This is a genomic window from Sphaerisporangium flaviroseum (genome assembly GCF_039537005.1).
Taxonomy (GTDB): Bacteria; Actinomycetota; Actinomycetes; order Streptosporangiales; family Streptosporangiaceae; genus Sphaerisporangium; species Sphaerisporangium flaviroseum.
The window spans coordinates 99,317-117,133 of sequence record NZ_BAAAZR010000017.1 but is presented as its reverse complement, the minus strand read 5'-3'; the positions used below and the strand labels follow the sequence as shown (position 1 = coordinate 117,133).

The window sequence follows — 17,817 nt, the reverse complement described above, 5'->3', positions numbered from 1 at the left end:
CGACCCCGCGGACTCGCCGGTTCCGGTCCAGAGAGCGGTGGGGCCGGGCCCCCAGACCACCTCGCCGGGGCCGGTCTAGAGGGTGGCGGGGTCGGTGTTGGCTCCGCAGATGATGACGGCGACCCTCTCACCCGGCTCGGGCACGTACGCGCCCGAGCGCAGGGCCGCCAGCGCGGCGGCTCCGGCGTGCTCGGTGGCGATCCGGTAGGCCCGCCATAGCTCCTGGCGCGCCTCGACGATCGCGTCGTCGCCGACCAGGACGGACTGGACGCCTGCGGCCGCCACGATGTCGAAGCCGATGCGCCCGGCCCGGCTTGCTCCCAGCGCGTCGGCGCCGACCCCGCTCACGTCGACCTGGACCGGGCCGCCCAGCGCCAGCGCCTGGTGCAGGGTCGGGATGCGCTCGGGCTCCACGGCGACGATCCGGGCCGCGCCCGCCACCGCCGCCGTGACGCCCCCGACCAGCCCGCCGCCGCCCACCGCGACCAGGATGGTGTCCACTCCCCCGCCGTCGCGCGCCTGATCAAGAAGCTCCAGGCCCACCGTGCCCTGGCCCGCCACCACCTCGGCCTGGTCGTAGGCGTGGATGTCCAGGGCTCCGGTCTCCGCGGCCCTCTTGGCCGACGCCTCGTACGCCTCGGCGAAGATCAACCCGGTCTGGGTGACGTGGGCGCCCAGCGCGCGCAGGCCTTCCACCTTGACCGGGGCGCAGATCTCTGGCACGAAGATCTCGGCCCGGACGCCGAGCTTGTGCGCGGCGTACGCGACCGCCACCCCGTGGTTGCCTCCGCTCGCCGCGATGACCCCCGCGCCGGGCAGCCGGTCGGCGGACAGGATGCGGTTGAAGGCACCCCGGACCTTGAAAGAGCCCGCGTGCTGGAACGCCTCCAGCTTCAGCAGGGTCCCGTATTCGCCCTCCATCACCGGTGTCCGGCGGATGTGGGCGGCGATCCGGGCGGCCGCCCGCTCGACGTCCTCGCGTGTCACAACCATCGATCGCTCCTCGTCACAGCTCCGTGTCCAGCACTCGCTTGATCTCGGCGATCCCTTCCTCGTCCCGCCGGTAGAAGACCCACTGCTTGATCCGCTTGCCCTGGATCAGCCCGGCCCGCTCGAGGATCTTGAGGTGGCCGGTGGCGCTCGGCTGGGTGATGCCGAGCTTGGTGGCGATGAAGACCGAGCAGACGCCGTCCTCCACCAGGTCGCCGTCGACCTGGGACGGGAAGTGCGCCACCGGGTCTCGCAGCCAGCCGAGGATCAGCAGCCGCCGCTCGCTGGCCAGCGCGCTGAGAACATCCACGGGAATCACTTAGGAAGTTTCCTAAGTAACTAAGGAACTTGTCAACCGTCCGGAGCCGGCTACCCGCCGAGGGCCTGGACGAAGTCGGCCCACAGGTCCTCGGGGTGCTCGATGCCGACCGACACCCGTACCGTGCCCTCCCCGATCCCGTTGCGCGCCAGTTCGTCGGCGGTCAGCGTGCGGTGCGAGGTCGTGGCCGGATGCAGGATCAGCGTCTCGACCCCACCGAGCGAGGGGGCGAGGAGCGCCAGCCGTACCGAGCTCATGAACCTCTCGCCGGCGTCACGGCCACCGGCCAGGTCGAACGAGAAGACACCCCCGAAGTCAGGAAGCAGCTTGGCCGCGAGCTCGTAGGAGGGGTGTGTGGGCAGTCCAGGCCAGTGGACGGCCCGGACGGCGGGATGCTCGGCCAGGCGGGTGGCGAGCAGGCGGGTGTTGTCGCAGTGCCGTGCCATGCGCAGCGGAAGCGTCTGCAGGCCGCGCAGCGTCAGCCACGCCGCGAAGGGATCGGGGGTGGCGCCGAGCTTGGTGGCGTACGCCCAGACCTTCCGGTACAGCTCGTCGTCGGCGAAGACGGCGATCCCGCCGATGACATCGCTGTGACCGCTCATGTACTTGGTCGTCGAGTGGACGACGATGTCGGCGTCGTGCTCCAGCGGACGGCACAGGACCGGAGAGGCGAAGGTGTTGTCGACCACGGACAGCAGCCCCGCCTCGCGCGCCACGGCGCACATGCCGGGAAGGTCGGCCACCTGGGTCATCGGGTTCGCGATGGTCTCCAGGTAGAGCAGCCTGGTCTCCGGCCGCACGGCCTCGCGCACCGCCGCGGGATCGTCCTGGGCGACGTAGGTCACCGAGATTCCGAACCGGCCGGCCAGGTCGGCGATCGAGGCCGCGGTCCCACCGTAGAGAGCGTTCTGGGCGATCAGATGGTCGCCGGGCCGGAGCAGCGCGAGCAACACGGAGTTGATCGCGCCCATCCCGGAGCCCGCGGCGACGGCGGCCACACCACCCTCCAGACCGGCGACGGCCTCTTCGAGAGCGCGGACGGTGGGATTGCTGAGACGCCCGTAGACGAAGGCGCCATCGGGGCGGCTCATGCCGTCGGCGAAGACGGCCGGGTCGTCGAAGACGAATCCCGAGGTCTGGTAGATGGGCGTCGCGATCGGCGTGCTGCCGTTGAGAGCCGGCTTCGGCAGGTGGACGGCCCGCGTTTCCGGATGCAAGGAGCTCATGCCGTCAAGGATGTGCACAAGAAGGCCTCTTTGTCAGATCCCCCGCGTCCACTTTCGACATCCATGGCGAGTCCTTCGTCACATCCCCGGAGTCCATGGCCACCGCATCGCATCGCGCGGCCGGCGGCCAGTTCGCGCCGGCGGGGGACGGCCGGCGGCCTTCTCGTGCCGGCGGGTGGACGGCCGGCGGCCTTCTCGCGCCAACGGTGGCGCCGGCCCACCGCCTTCTCGCGACGGCCGGCCGGCGCGAACGTTCGCCCAGAAGCCGCTCAGACGTCGGTGATCCGCAGGCCGGCGTGGGCCTTGTAGCGGCGGTTGATGGAGATCAGGTTGGCGGTGAACGCCTCGATCTGGCGGGCGTTGCGAAGGCGGCCGCCGTAGATCCCGCGCACGCCGGGGATCCGGGACGCCAGCGCCTGCACGGTGCCGGTGGCCTCCCGGTCGTCGCCGAGCACCAGCACGTCGAGGTCGACCTCCTCGACCTCGGGGTCGAGCAGCAGCACGGCGGAGACGTGGTGGAAGGCCGCGACCACCCTGCTGCCGCTGAGGACCACCGCCGCCTGCTGTGCCGCGCTGCCCTCCTCGACGTCCAGCGCGAAGGCCCCCTGCTTGTCGAAGCCGAGCGGGTTCACGCAGTCAACGACGATCTTGCCCTCCAGTTCGGAGCGCAGCGACTCCAGGAGGGAACGGTGCCCGTCCCACGGCACGGCCACGATCACGATGTCGGCCTCCGAGGCGACGCTCGGGTTCTCGGCGCCGCGCACGGGCAGGCCGGGCCCGAGGCTGTCGGCCGCCTCCTGGGCGCGCGAGGCGCTGCGCGATCCGATCAGAACGGTGTGCCCGGCCACCGCGAACCTGCGGGCCAGCCCCTTGCCCTGGTCACCGGTGCCGCCGAGGATCCCGATCGACAGCCCGCTGACGTCTGGAAGCTCATCGCCCATGCTCTCGCTCATCTCCTCGATTCCCCGCGATATCCCAGATCATGCCAGGTGTTTCTTCTCAGGACGGCGGCGGGGGCGGTGATGCACCATTGGGCCATGGACGCTGCGTCGGTGGCCTTCCTTCGCGAGGTGCTCTCCACGACCGGGTGGATCGAGCGCACCCGGGAGTTCGGGCTATGCCTCCGCTCGACCCGTGCTCCCGGCGGGCTGCTCGTGGTGGGCACGCCGGAGGAGGAGCCCTGGCACCTCGCCGCGCACCTCGACGACGAGGCGCGCCTTTCCGGGCTGGCGCAACTGGCCCCGACGCTGGTGCGCTGGTCCCCCCCGCCTGGGGCTCCCTCGCACCTGGCGGTGGGCATCGACCGCATTCAGGCGGCGCGACGGGGTGAGACGCTGTTCGTCGTCACCGAGCAGAAGGCTCCGGTGCCGCTGCTCGAACGCGTCGACGACGCGCGGCGCACGGGAGCGACGATCCTTGCTCTCGACGGCGGCGATCCCGAGCTTGAGGGCCTGGCCCATGACGCTCTGGCCGTGCCACCCCAGGATGGCCTGTTCACCTTCGACGCCGCCCAGCATCTGGTCAGCATGTCCGCCGGCGAGTCCCCGCGACCACGCTCCCGGCTGCTCGACCGGCTGGCCCGGCTCGCCGAGCGCATCACCGGCCCGCGGGTCCCCGACTGATCTTTCCGGGATTTCGGGAGCAATACGTTCATCAGGTTGTGAAGCGGTTCCGCTCGCTTCGGAACCCTGGCCCCCCACGTCGCATCCCTGACCCGGCTCCCTGCCAGCTCGTCCGGCGACGGGCGTAGCGTGAGAACTGTAGCGGCGGCACCTGGGGGTTCGTACCACCGCCGTCGCCACCGGCGCCAGGCCGGCACCACGGAAGGGGGACCCGAGGATGGACGGTCCACGTTTGAAAGTACGCGACGCCACAGTACGCCGTATAACGGTGCGAGACCGGCGCCGGTCCCAATGGACGGTGGGACAACTCAGGGCGGCTCTGTCGTGCCTGCCCGACGACACGCCCCTGACCGCGGAGGTGGCGACGCGGCACGTGGGTCTGACCGAGAAGCAGATCGTGACCGGGGTCAACTTCGATTGGGCGAACCCGGGCGGCCGGCCCGGGGATCCGGCGCTGCTGTTCGCCATCCAGTGCGAGTGGCCGGTCCGGCCCCCCGGCCTTTCCCGGCAGAGCCCCGCCAGGCACGGAAGGTGATGCCCGGATCCGCCTTGCGTGACCCGTCTCCCCTGTGTCGCCTGACCCGCCGAAGGCTCGCCCCTTCTCGCGTGACCCCTTCCGCGATGGCACTCGGCGCGCTGCCATGACCGCCTTGTACGCGGCCGCAGAACCCTCATAGAGGAGCTTCCACTTCAACTAAGGTGGGTTTACTTGCGCTTTACGGTCGTGCTTCGGGACTATATAGGTGTGTACGCTTATGTCCCTAGACGTCTAGTTTCAGAGCGATTCGTCCCTTACGGTAAGGCGTGAGCCCGTGTCCGTCCTGATCGATGTTGTAGGCCTCCTCGGGGCCGGGGCTTTGCTTTACGCCTACGCCATGCTGTCGATGCGGAAGCTGACCGGCGACAGCCTCGCCTACCAGCTCATCAACCTGGGCGGCGCGATCGGGCTCATGATCAACTCCGCCTTCCACTTCGCGTGGCCCTCGGCCGTGCTGAACCTGGTCTGGAGCGGCATCGGCATACTGACGCTCTGGCGGCTGGCCACCACGCGGCCGTGGAAACGCCGACACCTGCCGGACGGTCCCCTCGCGGACGACTCGAGCTGGCACTAGAGAGACCTGCCGTATCGCTCTCGCTTGCGCGTGAGCAAAGACCGAACTAATGTCTGGACACGTGTCCGGTGAATTGCTGACCGAGTCCACCCGCCGACGACTGACCGGCCGCCAGGCCGACACCGTGCGCCGCCTGACGGTCGCGGCCGTCGACGAGGTGCGGGAGACCGGCTTCGAGGGCATGACCGTCCGCAACGTCGCCCGCCGTGCCGGCGTCGCACCGGCGACCGCCTACACCTACTTCTCCTCCAAGAACCACCTCATCACCGAGGTGTTCTGGCGCCGGCTGAGCGCCCTGCCCCCGATCGAGCCGGGCAGCGCGGACCGGACCTCCACCGCCGAGGCCCGTGCCCAGGTCACGGCGGTGCTCCGCGAGATCGCCCTGCTGGTCTCCGACGAACCGCAACTCGCCGCCGCCTGCACGGCCGCGATGCTCGGCGCCGACCCCGACGTCCAGGAACTGCGGGGGCGCATCGGCCTGACCATCCGCCGCCGGCTCAGGGCCGCCCTCGGCGCCCATGCCGATCACAAGATCCTCAACGCGCTGGAGCTCGCCTACGCGGGCGCGCTCGTCCATGCCGGCATGGGCTACACCTCGTACGGGGAGACCGCCGAGCGCCTGACCGAGATCGCCGAACTCATCGTGAGGTAGCAGCCGTGGCCCCCCTCCCCCCTGTCTCGTACAGCCCGTACGACTACGCGATGCACGAGGACCCCTATCCGACATACGGACGCCTGCGCGAGGAGGCGCCGCTCTACCGCAACGACGACGTCGACTTCTGGGCCCTCTCCCGGCACGCCGACGTGGCGGGCGCGTTCCGGGACCACGAGCGGTTCTCCAACGTCAACGGCGTCTCCCTCGACCCCAGCGCCTGGGGCCCGACCGCCCACCGGACGATGTCCTTCCTCGCGCTGGACCCTCCCACGCACACCCGGATGCGATCCCTGGTCTCGAAGGGCTTCACCCCGCGCCGGGTCCGCGAGCTGGAAGGGGAGATCCTGCGCCTGACCCGCCGCCATCTCGGCCCCGCCCTGGAGAAAGGCGAGTTCGACGTCGTCGCCGACTTCGCGGGCAGGCTTCCGATGGACGTCATCTGCGCGACGATGGGCGTCCCCGAGGCCGACCGGGATGAACTGCGCCGCCTCGCCGATGTGGTCGTCCACCGCGTGGAGGGCTTCGACGACGTCCCGCCCGCCGGGATGGAGGCCTCGCTCACCCTCGTCGGCTACTACCAGGACTTGGTCGCCGAGCGCCGCCGCAGGCCCGGCGACGACCTCACCTCCGCCTTGCTGGCCGCCGAGGAGGGCGGGGACCGGCTGACCGAGGATGAGATCATCGCCTTCCTCTTCCTGATGGTGGTGGCGGGTAACGAGACGACCACCAAGCTGGTGGCCAACGCGCTCTACTGGGGCCGGCGCAACCCCGCCCAGCTCGCCAAGCCCATGGCGGACCCTGCACTGGTCACCGGGTGGGTGGAGGAGACGCTGCGCTACGACGCCTCCAGCCAGACGCTCGCACGCACGGTCACCAAGGACACCGAGCTGCACGGCCGCACGGTGCCCGCCGGCGGGCGGCTGCTGCTGCTCATCGGCGCGGCCAACCGCGACCCCCGGGTGTTCCCGGCCCCCGACGTCTACGACCTGGACCGCGACACCTCGCAGCTGATCAGCTTCGGCGGCGGCCGGCACTTCTGCCTGGGCGCCAACCTGGCCCGCCTGGAGGCGCGCATCGCGCTGACCGAGTTCGTGCGGCAGGTCCGTTCGTACGACATCGATACGGGCAACGCCGTGCGCGTTCACTCCGTGAACGTGCGCGGCTTCGCCTCCCTGCCCATCTCCGTCACCCTCCGCACCGCCATGTGACTCACCCCGAGCCGATGGAGGACCCGCGCCCATGCCCAGATTCGAACCACAGCCGCGACGGCGCCCCGCGTTGATCACCGGAGCCTCCTCCGGGATCGGCGCCGCCACCGCCGGCGTGCTCGCCGCCGCGGGCCATCCGGTCGCGCTCGGCGCGCGCCGGGTCGACAGATGCGAGGAGATCGCCGAGGCCATCGTCAAGGACGGCGGCGAGGCCTTCGTCCATCCCCTGGACGTCGCCGACTCCGACTCGGTCAGGCGATTCGTGGCGGCCGCCACCGGCTCCTTCGGCGCCCCGGAGGTCGTCGTCTCGTCGGCCGGGGACCTGAGCGCCGAACTGATCCACGGGATGGACTCCGAGGAGTTCGCCGCCCAGCTCCAGGTGCACCTGGTGGGCGCGCACCGCCTGGTGTCCCACGTCGCCCCCGGCATGGTCGAGCGCGGCCGGGGAGATCTGGTCTTCGTCTCCTCCGACGTGGTACGGGCGCCGCGCCCCCGCATGGGCGCCTACGTCGCGGCCAAGCACGGCCTGGAGGGCATGGTCAGGGCCATGCAGATGGAGCTGGAGGGCACGGGCGTCCGGGTGTCGATGGTCCGGCCGGGCCCCACGATGACCGGGATGGGCATGGGCTGGGACGCGCGGACGACCGAGCTCGTCCTCTCCGACTGGGCGAAGTGGGGGCTCGCCCGCCACCCGTACTTCCTGCGGCCCGAGGACGTCGCCGCCGCGGTCGCCGCCGTCGTCGGCGCACCGCGCGGCACCCATCTGGCTCTCATCGAGGTCCAGCCGGAAGCGGCCGTCACCAAGCCGAAGGAGAACCGGTGAAAGCGACCAAGCGGCCGGCCCTGGTCTCGGGAGGCCCCGACCACCTCCAGGAGCTCCGCACCGACCCCATCGGCCTGATGTGGCGGGTCCGTGAGGAGTGCGGCGACGTCGGCGAGTTCCGGCTGGCCGGCCGCCCGGTGGTGCTGCTGTCGGGCGCCGAGGCCAACGAGTTCTTCTTCCGCGCGCCGGACGAGGAGCTGGACCAGGCCGAGGCGTACCCGTTCATGACGCCGATCTTCGGCGAGGGCGTGGTGTTCGACACCACCCCCGAGCAGCGCAGGGAGGCCCTGCACAACCAGGCGCTCAAGGGCTCCTTCCTCAAGGGCCACGCCGCGACGATCGCCGCCGAGGTGGAGCGGATGGTCGCGACGTGGGGGCCCGAGGGCGAGATCGACCTGCTCGACTGGTTCGCCGAGCTGACCATCTACACCTCGTCGTCCTGCCTGATCGGCAGGCGGTTCCGCGAGCAGCTCGACCACCGCTTCGCCGAGCTGTACCACGACCTGGAGCAGGGCACCGACGCGCTCGCCTACGTCGACCCCTACGCCGACATCGAGAGCTTCCGCCGCCGCGACGAGGCCCGCGTCCAGCTCGTCGCCCTCGTGCGGGGCATCATGGACGATCGGGCCGCCCTCCCCCGCCCGCCACGGGAGGAGCGCGACCTGCTCGACGTGCTCATGTCGATCCGCGAGCAGGACGGCTCGGAGAGGTTCTCCGCCGACCAGATCACCGGCATGTTCATCTCGATGATGTTCGCCGGCCACCACACCAGCTCCGGCACGGCGGCCTGGACCCTGATCGAACTGCTCCGCCATCCACCCGTGCTGGACGGCGTCGTACGGGAGCTCGACGACCTCTACGCCGACGGATCGGAGATCAGCTTCCAGGCGCTGCGCGCGATCCCGTTGCTCGAATCGGCGATCAAGGAGGCGCTGCGCCTGCATCCGCCGCTCATACTGCTGCTGCGCGTGGCCAAATCCGACCAGGAGGTCCTGGGCCACCTCATCCCGGCCGGGACGATGGTCGGCTGCGGCCTGGCGGTGTCCAACCGGATCGCCTCCGACTTCCCCTCGCCGCACCTCTTCGACCCGGCGCGCTATTTCGAGCCGCGTGAGGAGGACCTGGTCAACCGGTGGACCTGGGTGCCGTTCGGCGCCGGCCGGCACCGTTGCGTGGGCGCCAACTTCGCGATGATCCAGCTCAAGGCGATCTTCTCGGTGCTGCTGCGGGACTGGGAGTTCTCCCTGGCGCAGGATCCGGACTCCTACCGCAACGACCACTCCAAGATGGTCGTCCAACTCGCGCGCCCGTGCGCCGTGAGCTACCGCAGGAGGCGGCCGTGAGAGTCCAGGCCGACCTCGACCTGTGCCAGGGGCACGCGGTGTGCGAGCTGGAGGCGCCCGAGGTCTTCGAGGTCCCCAAGAAGGGCAAGGTCCGGATCCTGGACCCCCGGCCCCCCGAGTCGATGCGTGAGGAGGTCGAGGCCGCCGCCCGTTTCTGCCCGACCCAGGCCCTCCAACTGATCCGCTGAGACCCGGCCGGCGCGCCGGGAGAGGAGACGCTCATGCCCGCCTTCGACCGAGACGAGCTCGAAGAGATGGTGCGACGGTGGCTGGACGCCAACAAGCGGTGTGAGGAGGCGGGCGACTGGCGCCCGATGGCCGAGCTCTACACCGAGGACGCCACCTACGGCTGGAACGTCGGGCCGGCCCAGGACTTCATGGCGGTGGGCCGGAGCGAGATCCGCGACCTGGCGCTCGGCTCGGAGATGGGGGGCCTCGACGGCTGGTCCTACCCCTACCAGAGCATCCTTATCGACGACCGCAACGGCGAGGTGGTCGGCTTCTGGAAGCAGATCGCCGACGGCGGCGCCTACGAGGTGGCGGGCATCGGCGGCAGCTGGTTCCGGTACGGCGGGAACTTCCAGTGGTCCTGGCAGCGTGACTGGTTCGATCTGGGCAACGTCACCTCGCTGTTCGTCACGATGATGAAGGCGGGAGCGCTGTCGGACGGCATGAGGCGCCGCCTCGACCGGGCGGCGTCCGGCGCCCCGATCCCCGGGTACTACAAACGCGGCGAGACCCCGGTACCCCTCTGGTGAGCACCGCCGATAGGTGAGCGCCACCGCTCGGGGTCGTCCTGCGGCCGCGACCCGGAGCGGTGGGAGGGGATCAGGCGGGGATGTGCGGGGTGCCGTCCTTCATGGGCGGGAAGCGGAACCGGGCGGCCGTGGTGCCACCGGTCATCCTGGTGATCTCGGCCTCGCCCACCGGCTCGGTGGAGTCGTCGATGATCACCTCCCAGCGGCAGTGCGGGACCCGGCCGGCCGGGGTCCGCGGAGGCCGGTGGACGGGGCGGATGCGGGCGCGGGGGTTCACCGCCTGGGCGGTCCAGTCGAAGGTGCCGTCCTCGATGTGGTGGCACATGCCCCGGACCGCGCGCTCCCCGAACGGCTCGACGTCCAGCAGCGCCCCGCACGTGCGGAGCTGGAAGAAGCCGTGGGTCTCGGAGACGAGCTCGTACTCCACGTCCATGTAGTGCTGGGCGAAGCCGGGGTCGAGCTGCAGGCACTTGAAGATCGCCGACACCCCGTCGCCCTCGATCTTCATGATCTCGCGGAGCCGCCGCGTGTAGATCGGGCTGGCTCCCTGCCACTCCTGGATGGCGATCTCCTCCACCGCCTCCTGACCGTGGCGCAGGCCCACGGCGATGAGGGCGGAGCGGTCGAGCAGATGGACGATCAACGCGTACTCCCGCACCAGGCGCACCAAGGCCTCCTTGGAGAGGTCCTCGAAGCGGAAGGCCGGATCGAATTCTCCGGAATAGTCCTTGCGTCCCGTCATGGGGTGAACTGTAGTCTGGACATGTGTCCAGAACAACCAATCACTTGTTCAACACCTCGTCGCCCCTCCTTATCGACGGTGAGCACCTCTACGGAAACCGGCGGTTCGAGACGATCGATCCGGCGACCGGGGCCGTTCTGGGGGAGGCCGCCGACGCCGCCGCCTCGGACCTGGACCACGCGATCACCGCCGCCCACCGCGCCTTCGAGGAGTCCGGCTGGGCCACCGACCTGGACCGGCGGACGCGCTGCCTGCGGCAGCTCCGCGAAGCGCTCACCCGGCACGCCGAGGAGCTGCGCGAGCTCACCATCGCGGAGGCCGGCGCGCCACGGTTCCTGACATACGGCGCGCAACTCGACGCGCCCGTCGCCGACCTGGGCTGGTTCGCGGACCTGGCGCAGGAGTACGAGTGGGAACGGGACCTCGGACGGGCCGCGCCCATGGGCATGGCCAGTGACCGGCGCGTCGTCCGCGAGCCGGTGGGTGTCGTCGGCGCCATCACCCCGTGGAACTTCCCGCACCAGATCAACCTGGCCAAGCTCGGGCCGGCGCTGGCCGCGGGGAACACGATCGTCCTGAAGGCGGCTCCTGACACGCCATGGTGCGCGGCCGCGCTCGGCCTGCTCATCAAGGACGAGACCGACATCCCACCCGGCGTCGTCAACATCATCACCGGCGCCGGCCACGCCCTCGGCGCTCAGCTGTGCGCCGATCCGCGGGTCGGCCTGATCTCCTTCACCGGGTCCACCGCGACCGGACGCGCCATCATGCGAACCGCCGCCGAGACGCTCAAGAAGGTGTTCCTCGAGCTCGGCGGCAAGTCGGCCTTCATCGTGCTCGACGACGCCGACCTGAAGAGCGCCTGTTCCTATGCCGCCTTCGCCGCGTGCACGCATGCCGGGCAGGGCTGCGCGATCACCACCCGGCTGCTCGTCCCGCGCGATGGCTACGCCGAAGCCGTACAGATCACCGCGCACACCATGAAGAAGATCGGGGTCGGAGACCCGAACGACGACCGCACGGTGTGCGGCCCGGTCATCTCCGCCGGGCAGCGGGACCGGATCGAGGGCTACCTGGAACTCGCGGTCAAGGAGGGCGGCGGGTTCGCCACCGGTGGCGGGCGCCCGGCGGGCCGGGACCGGGGCTTCTGGATCGAGCCGACGCTGATCACCGGGCTGGCGAACGAATCCCGTACAGCCAGGGAGGAGATCTTCGGACCGGTGCTGGTGATCCTTCCGCACGACGGTGACGACGACGCCGTACGGCTGGCCAACGACTCGCCGTACGGCCTGTCGGGCGCGGTGCACGGCGGCGACCTGGACCGGGCACGGGCGGTGGCACGACGCCTTCGCACCGGGACCGTCAGCGTCAACGGCGGCGTCTGGTACTCCGCCGACGTGCCGTTCGGCGGATACAAGCAGTCGGGAACCGGCCGCGAGATGGGCGTCGCCGGGTTCGAGGAGTACCTGGAGACCAAGTCGATCGCGGAAGGGGTCTGATGAGCCGGTTCGAGGGCAAGGTCGCCATCGTCACGGGCGCCGCGCAGGGCATCGGCGCGGCCTACGCGAGGGCGCTCGCGGCACAGGGCGCGAGCGTCACGGTCGCCGACGTGAGCGAGAAGGGCGAGGCCGTCGCGGAGGAGATCAAGGGGCTGTACGTCCGGACCGACGTGTCCGATCCCGCGTCGGTCCAGGCCATGGCGGAGAGGACGGCCGAGACCTTCGGCGGCATCGACCACCTGGTGAACAACGCTGCCATCTTCGGCACGATGAAGCTGGACTTCCTGGTCACCGTCGACTGGGACTACTACAAGAGGTTCATGGCGGTGAACATGGACGGCGCGCTGCTCTGCGCCAGGGCCGTGCACCCGTACATGGCCGGGCGCGGTGGCGGGGCGATCGTCAACCAGTCCTCCACGGCGGCCTGGCAGTACTCCGGCTTCTACGGCCTGGCGAAGATCGGGATCAACGGGCTCACCCAGCAACTCGCCCACGAGCTGGGCGCCACGGGGATCCGCGTCAACGCCATCGCGCCGGGCCCGATCGACACCGAGGCCAGCCGCGGTGTGGTGCCCGGCGGCATGGTGCAGAAGATCGTCCGGGACAAGCTGGCGCTGAAGCGGGTGGGCACCCCGGAGGATCTGGTCGGCATGTGCCTGTTCCTGCTCTCGGACGAGGCTTCCTGGGTCACCGGGCAGATCTTCAACGTGGACGGCGGCGAGGTGTTCCGGTCATGACCTACGGCTTCATCGGGCTCGGCCAGATGGGCGCCCCCATGGCCGGGCACCTGATCGACCTCGGCCTCATCGTCTACGACACCCGGCCCGAGGCCATGGCGCCGCTGGTCGAGAAGGGCGCCCAGGGGGCGGAGAGCCCCGCCGCGGTCACCGGCCCGAGCCGGCTGGTCTCGATCATGGTGCGGGACGACGAGCAGGTGGACGACGTCGTGGGCGAGGTGCTGCCCGCCGCCGCCCCCGGCACGGTCATCGCGATCCACTCGACGATCCGGGCCGAGACGGCGGTGAGGCTCGCCGAGCGGGCGCGTCCGTACGGCGTCGAGATCGTCGACGCGCCGGTCAGCGGCGGCTACATGGGCGCGGACGCGGGAACCCTCGCGGTCATGGTCGGCGGCACCGACGCCGCCTTCGCCCGATGCCAGGAGCCTTTCGGGACGTGGGCGAACCTGGTGCTGCACATGGGGCCGGTGGGCGCGGGCACCCGTACCAAGCTCGCCCGCAACCTGCTGCACTTCGTCGCCTTCACCGCCGCCGCCGAGGCGCAGCGGCTCGCCGAAGCGTCCGGGGTCTCGCTACGCAGGCTCGGCCGGGTGGTCAGGCACTCCGACGCGGTGACCGGCGGACCCGGCGCGATCATGCTCCGCTCCACCACCGCGCCCCTCGACCGTGAGGACCCGCTGCACGACATCATGCGCCACGTGCTGGCGCTGGGCGAGAAGGACCTGTCCCTCGCCCTTGAGCTCGCCGAGGAACTGGGCGTCGACACCCCGCTCGCCCGGCTCGCCCGCGAGCGCTTCGCCGAAGGTCTCGGCCTGCCTCGGCCGTCAGGGGGCCAGGATGAGTGACGAGCGGCGGCGGCGCGGGCTGGAGATGATGCGGCAGGTGTACGGATGGGAGGTCGGCGACGCTCCCGGCGACTTCTTCGGCATCACCGTGGATCACCTCTTCGGTGAGATCTGGACCCGGCCTGGGCTCTCTATGCGCGATCGCCGGCTGCTGCTCATCGGGATGCTGGCCGGTCAGGGGCTCAACGACGTCCTCGACATCCAGATCCCGTCGGCCCTGGCCAACGGCGAGCTCTCCCCCGCCGAGCTCCGCGAGATCGCCATCTTCCTCACCCACTACGTCGGCTGGCCTCTCGGCGCCAAGCTCAGCGTCCAGGTCGACGGTCTCATCGCCAAGCACGAGAAGGCACAAAGGCGCGAGCGGGAGCGCGGCGACGGCCAGGCCGGATGAGCCGGGCCGCGCCGCGCCTTTGATCAGGGGGAGTCAGTCGCCGTCCCAGTCCTTGTCCTGGTTCTGCCACGCCTTGTTGCGCGCGGCGGCGGTCTGCAGTGCCGCCGCCGCCTCGTCACGCGTGGCGTAGGGACCCATGCGGTCCTTGTTCGGGCAGCCCTCGTCGGGCTCGACCGCCAGGTGCTTCAGGCAGAACCACCACTGCTCACCGCTCATGTGCCCTCCTCGCCCGGCGGCCTCCCCGGATGTCGCCGGAAACGCCCGCCACGCTCGTCTCTCACGCAGATCCTGCCCCCTTGCCGCGGAACTAGACTTGCCGCATGACGACACTGCTCCGTCCAGGGCGGCTCTCGCCCACCCGCAAGGTCCCCGCCCACATCGAGCGCCCGGAGTATGTCGGCCGCAAGGAGCCCCGCAGGGGTAAGTCCGATGTCCAGACCCCCGAGACGATCGAGCGCATGCGGGTCGCCGGGCGCATCGCCGCCCAGGCGCTGGAGGAGGTCGGCCGGCACATCGCCCCGGGCGTGACCACCGACGAGCTCGACCGCATCGGTCACGAGTTCCTCTGCGACCACGACGCCTACCCCTCGACGCTGGGCTACCGCGGCTATCCCAAGTCGCTGTGCACCTCGCTCAACGAGGTGATCTGCCATGGCATCCCCGACGACACCGTGCTCAACGACGGCGACATCATCAACATCGACATCACCGCCTACATCGGCGGAGTACACGGCGACACCGACGCCACCTTCCTGGTCGGAGAGGTGGACGAGGAGTCCCGGCTGCTGGTGGAGCGCACCCGCGAGGCGATGATGCGCGCGATCAAGGCCGTGGCCCCGGGGCGGCAGCTCAACATCGTGGGGCGGGTCATCTCGGCCTACGCCAAGCGGTTCGGCTACGGCGTGGTCCGCGACTTCACCGGCCACGGCATCTCGACCTCCTTCCACTCCGGCCTGATCGTGCCGCACTACGACGACCCGTCCCTGTCGGTGACGCTGGTGCCCGGCATGACGTTCACCATCGAGCCGATGCTGACCCTCGGAACCATCGAGTACGACGTGTGGCCCGACGGCTGGACCGCCGTCACCAAGGACCGCAAGCGGACCGCCCAGTTCGAGCACACGATCATGGTCACCGACACGGGCAGCGAGATCCTCACCCTCCCCTGACCCCGCCCGAGCCGGCGGCGCGGGCACAGGGCTAGAGGAACAGGAACCACCAGACCAGAAGGACGGCGCCGACCACGGCCGGCACCGCCGGGCGCCACCGGAAGCGGCTGCGGACGAACACCACCACGCTGAGCACCGCCGACAGCACCGCGAGCGTGCCGTACCACATCACCGCGGTCGGGATCCCCACGGCCAGAGCGGTCTGGTCGTGTCTCGCCGCACCATAGACCCCCACCCCCGTGAGCAGCGTGAACGCGACCCCCGCCAGGCCGGCGACCGTGGTGAGGGCCACCGCCGACGAGACGGTCCTCGCGCGGCGCCGCCGTACGAAGGCCGCCGACCCGACCCCGAGCTGGACGGCCGACGTCACGAAGAACAGGACGAACGGGATGAGCAGCCACCAGGCGCCCATGCTCATCCGGTAGACCGCCGAGGTGAGGTGGAACTCTCCCGGGCCCCAGATTGGGTAGGCGGCCTGGCGCGGATCGCACGGCGCCGCCGATCGCGGGTCGGCGACGAACGCCGAGATGGTCCGGCGGCCGCACCGGCTCGACAGGAACACCGCGTGCCCCACTCCGGCGAACTCGGTGAACCGCGCGCCCGGCAGTGCCTGGGCCGCGGTCCTGGCACGTCCGGGCGGCGTCGCCGGGTCGAACTCCCCTCCCACGACCAGCACCGGCGCGGTGATGGCGGGGGTGGTGGCGGTGGCGGCGGCTGTGGCGGCGCCACCGGCCGAACGGGGCAGGCCCCAGGCGGCGCAGACGGCCTGGTCGGCCACGGCGATGAACGAACGCGGGTGCCCCTGGTCGGCGAAGACGTTGAGCGGGACCTCGTCCTGGCACAGCACCGAGTGGTAGAGGCCGAACTCGTGGGACAGCAGTCCTCCCCCGGCCTGGTCGGCCAGCGCCTGCAACGGGCGGTCGTCCCCGTCGGCCACCCCGTCGACCAGCGCGGGGACGATCGGCAGGACGTCGACCTCGTGCATCGCCTCGGTCAGGATGGTGGCCACGTCGTCCCCGGTGAGGCGCAGGGTCAGCGGACGCCCGGTGATCGGGTCGGTGCTCTCCAGCCTCGCGGGCCGCTCGTTGAGGCGCCTGACCATCGCGGCGAAGCGACCGGGCAGCCCACGCCACTTGCGGCCCAGCTTCGCCAGAGCCGCCTCCAGGTCGGCCTTGCCCAGGTCGTAAAGGCGAGCCTGCTCGGGCCAGTAGGAGTCCAGGACCACCGACCGGGTGCCGCTCGGGTCGGCGGCGGCCGCCGCCAGCATCGACCTGGTCGAGTAGCTCACCCCGAACAGGTTCCACTGGTCGTATCCCAGCGCGCGCCGCAGGTCGACGACGTCGGCCACGATCTCGCTCGTGACGTACCCGCGAAGGTCGACGCCCAGCCGGGTGAGCCTGTCACGGCAGGCCGTGGCACCGGAGGCGATGCGGGTGCGCTCGGTCGGGTCCGAGGTCTGGCCGGGGAGGGTCAGCGTGTCGACGAGCGCACGGGCGACCTCGGGACAGTCGAGGCGGGGCCGCGACCACCGGCTGCCGCGCTGCTCGATCACGACGACGTCCCGGTCGCGGCCGAGGGCCATGTCGGTCAGGTACCCGGTGAGCTGGATCGAGGGGGACCCCGGGCCGCCGCTGGTGTAGACGACCGGATCGGGCTTGCGGTCGGCCGCCGTCGAGCGGTGGACGGCGTACCCCACGCGGATCTCCCGGCTTCCCGGGACGCTCCTGCGCTCCGGCACCACCAGGAAGCCGCAACGGGTGCCCGTCGGCACCGGCACAGGACAGGCGTGCTCTTCCAGGCGGGGCGCCGCCCCCTCCGCGACCACGCCCGACGGCTTCCCCCCGGCCACGGCGGGCGGCTTCTCACCGGCCACGGCGGGCGGCTTCCCCCCGGCCACGGCCGACGGCTTCTCACCGGCCACGGCGGGCGGTGCGGTCAGGAGCAGGGTGAGGGCCGCCGCCATCACGCCTGCCGCCGCCCACCGCCAGGACGTACGGCCTGAGCCGGGAAGGCGAATCACGCGGCGGCTCCGGCGGCCGCGGGGGCGAGGCCGGGGAGCACGCGGATCACGCGACGGCTCCGGTGGCTGGGGGACGCACAACGATCACTTCACTTGCTCCGTATGCCGGGGGTCACGCGAGTCGCTACACGAGAGTAGTGACCGATGCGAGGGCTGGGTGGCGAGCCCCTGCCCCTGGCGTGGCGGCTCTAACCGCGCCCGGTCCCGCCCTCGCGACCTCGGCACGCCCCCGCGCCCCGGGCCGTGCCCGGTCCCGCCCCCGAGACCTCGGCGCGCCCCCGCGACCCCGGAGCGCCCAGTCCCGCCCCCGCGACCCCGGAGCGCCCAGTCCCGCCCCCGCGACCCCGGAGCGCCCAGT

Annotated in this window: 21 protein-coding genes; 14 read left to right on the top strand and 7 right to left on the bottom strand. The window is 71.1% G+C overall.

From position 1 onward, the window contains the following. Positions 1–75: 75 nt before the first annotated feature. The 4 genes from ABD810_RS23780 to npdG all read right to left on the bottom strand — a co-directional run bounded on the left by ABD810_RS23780 (position 76) and on the right by npdG (position 3,488). Positions 76–993 (bottom strand): serine/threonine dehydratase, encoded by a 918-nt coding sequence (locus ABD810_RS23780; RefSeq protein WP_344944425.1) that lies wholly within the window; start codon positions 991–993, stop codon positions 76–78. A 13-nt stretch (positions 994–1,006) separates the two neighbouring features. Next, a complete protein-coding gene (locus ABD810_RS23775; RefSeq protein ID WP_344944423.1) occupies positions 1,007–1,300 on the bottom strand; it encodes an ArsR/SmtB family transcription factor in 294 nt (97 codons plus the stop codon). Positions 1,301–1,359: 59 nt separating this feature from the next. After that, positions 1,360–2,553: a trans-sulfuration enzyme family protein gene (locus ABD810_RS23770; RefSeq protein ID WP_344944420.1), complete on the bottom strand. Its 1,194-nt coding sequence runs from the start codon at positions 2,551–2,553 to the stop codon at positions 1,360–1,362. Between the two features lie 251 nt (positions 2,554–2,804). After that, positions 2,805–3,488, bottom strand: a complete 684-nt coding sequence (npdG, locus tag ABD810_RS23765; RefSeq protein WP_344944416.1) for an NADPH-dependent F420 reductase — start codon at positions 3,486–3,488, stop codon at positions 2,805–2,807. Between the two features lie 84 nt (positions 3,489–3,572). Here npdG and ABD810_RS23760 point away from each other — a divergent pair, with 84 nt between their 5' ends. The 9 genes from ABD810_RS23760 (at position 3,573) to ABD810_RS23720 (ending at position 10,056) form a co-directional block, all read left to right on the top strand. Then, entirely contained in the window at positions 3,573–4,157 is a 585-nt protein-coding gene (locus tag ABD810_RS23760) for a hypothetical protein (RefSeq protein ID WP_344944413.1), read from the top strand. 298 nt (positions 4,158–4,455) lie between these two features. After that, positions 4,456–4,692, top strand: coding sequence for a hypothetical protein (locus tag ABD810_RS23755; RefSeq protein ID WP_344944410.1), 237 nt, complete (start codon positions 4,456–4,458; stop codon positions 4,690–4,692). Between the two features lie 277 nt (positions 4,693–4,969). Then, positions 4,970–5,269: a CBU_0592 family membrane protein gene (locus ABD810_RS23750; RefSeq protein WP_344944407.1), complete on the top strand. Its 300-nt coding sequence runs from the start codon at positions 4,970–4,972 to the stop codon at positions 5,267–5,269. 61 nt (positions 5,270–5,330) lie between these two features. Further along, positions 5,331–5,921: a TetR/AcrR family transcriptional regulator gene (locus tag ABD810_RS23745; RefSeq protein WP_344944404.1), complete on the top strand. Its 591-nt coding sequence runs from the start codon at positions 5,331–5,333 to the stop codon at positions 5,919–5,921. A gap of 5 nt (positions 5,922–5,926) precedes the next feature. Then, entirely contained in the window at positions 5,927–7,132 is a 1,206-nt protein-coding gene (locus ABD810_RS23740; RefSeq protein WP_344944401.1) for a cytochrome P450, read from the top strand. Between the two features lie 31 nt (positions 7,133–7,163). Continuing rightward, positions 7,164–7,955, top strand: a complete 792-nt coding sequence (locus ABD810_RS23735) for an SDR family oxidoreductase (RefSeq protein WP_344944399.1) — start codon at positions 7,164–7,166, stop codon at positions 7,953–7,955. Then, positions 7,952–9,298, top strand: coding sequence for a cytochrome P450 (locus ABD810_RS23730; protein ID WP_344944396.1), 1,347 nt, complete (start codon positions 7,952–7,954; stop codon positions 9,296–9,298). Before ABD810_RS23735 ends, ABD810_RS23730 begins: the two co-directional genes overlap by 4 nt. Further along, the gene (locus tag ABD810_RS23725) at positions 9,295–9,486 is read left to right on the top strand and encodes a ferredoxin (RefSeq protein WP_344944393.1); all 192 of its coding nucleotides are present in this window, start codon (positions 9,295–9,297) and stop codon (positions 9,484–9,486) included. The genes ABD810_RS23730 and ABD810_RS23725 overlap by 4 nt, the downstream gene beginning before the upstream one ends. Positions 9,487–9,519: 33 nt before the next feature. Continuing rightward, positions 9,520–10,056, top strand: coding sequence for a nuclear transport factor 2-like protein (locus ABD810_RS23720; protein WP_344944390.1), 537 nt, complete (start codon positions 9,520–9,522; stop codon positions 10,054–10,056). Positions 10,057–10,126: 70 nt separating this feature from the next. Here the strand turns inward: ABD810_RS23720 and ABD810_RS23715 are convergent, their stop codons facing one another. Next, entirely contained in the window at positions 10,127–10,798 is a 672-nt protein-coding gene (locus ABD810_RS23715; protein WP_344944387.1) for a hypothetical protein, read from the bottom strand. Between the two features lie 44 nt (positions 10,799–10,842). On the opposite strand from ABD810_RS23715, the gene ABD810_RS23710 reads away from it, so the two are divergent. The 4 genes from ABD810_RS23710 to ABD810_RS23695 are packed head-to-tail and all read left to right on the top strand — an operon-like array spanning position 10,843 to position 14,270. Continuing rightward, positions 10,843–12,297: an aldehyde dehydrogenase gene (locus tag ABD810_RS23710; protein ID WP_344944384.1), complete on the top strand. Its 1,455-nt coding sequence runs from the start codon at positions 10,843–10,845 to the stop codon at positions 12,295–12,297. Beyond that, the gene (locus ABD810_RS23705) at positions 12,297–13,034 is read left to right on the top strand and encodes an SDR family oxidoreductase (protein ID WP_344944381.1); all 738 of its coding nucleotides are present in this window, start codon (positions 12,297–12,299) and stop codon (positions 13,032–13,034) included. The genes ABD810_RS23710 and ABD810_RS23705 overlap by 1 nt, the downstream gene beginning before the upstream one ends. Then, complete coding sequence (locus ABD810_RS23700) at positions 13,031–13,879, top strand: NAD(P)-dependent oxidoreductase (protein WP_344944378.1); 849 nt, start codon at positions 13,031–13,033, stop codon at positions 13,877–13,879. The genes ABD810_RS23705 and ABD810_RS23700 overlap by 4 nt, the downstream gene beginning before the upstream one ends. Continuing rightward, positions 13,872–14,270: a carboxymuconolactone decarboxylase family protein gene (locus ABD810_RS23695; RefSeq protein ID WP_344944375.1), complete on the top strand. Its 399-nt coding sequence runs from the start codon at positions 13,872–13,874 to the stop codon at positions 14,268–14,270. Before ABD810_RS23700 ends, ABD810_RS23695 begins: the two co-directional genes overlap by 8 nt. Before the next feature lie 33 nt (positions 14,271–14,303). Here the strand turns inward: ABD810_RS23695 and ABD810_RS23690 are convergent, their stop codons facing one another. Continuing rightward, complete coding sequence (locus tag ABD810_RS23690; RefSeq protein ID WP_344944372.1) at positions 14,304–14,486, bottom strand: hypothetical protein; 183 nt, start codon at positions 14,484–14,486, stop codon at positions 14,304–14,306. Positions 14,487–14,590: 104 nt separating this feature from the next. Here ABD810_RS23690 and map point away from each other — a divergent pair, with 104 nt between their 5' ends. Beyond that, the gene (map, locus tag ABD810_RS23685) at positions 14,591–15,439 is read left to right on the top strand and encodes a type I methionyl aminopeptidase (protein ID WP_344944369.1); all 849 of its coding nucleotides are present in this window, start codon (positions 14,591–14,593) and stop codon (positions 15,437–15,439) included. A gap of 31 nt (positions 15,440–15,470) precedes the next feature. On the opposite strand, the gene ABD810_RS23680 is transcribed toward map, so the two are convergent. Next, the gene (locus tag ABD810_RS23680; RefSeq protein ID WP_344944366.1) at positions 15,471–17,459 is read right to left on the bottom strand and encodes an alpha/beta hydrolase; all 1,989 of its coding nucleotides are present in this window, start codon (positions 17,457–17,459) and stop codon (positions 15,471–15,473) included. Between the last annotated feature and the right edge of the window lie 358 nt (positions 17,460–17,817).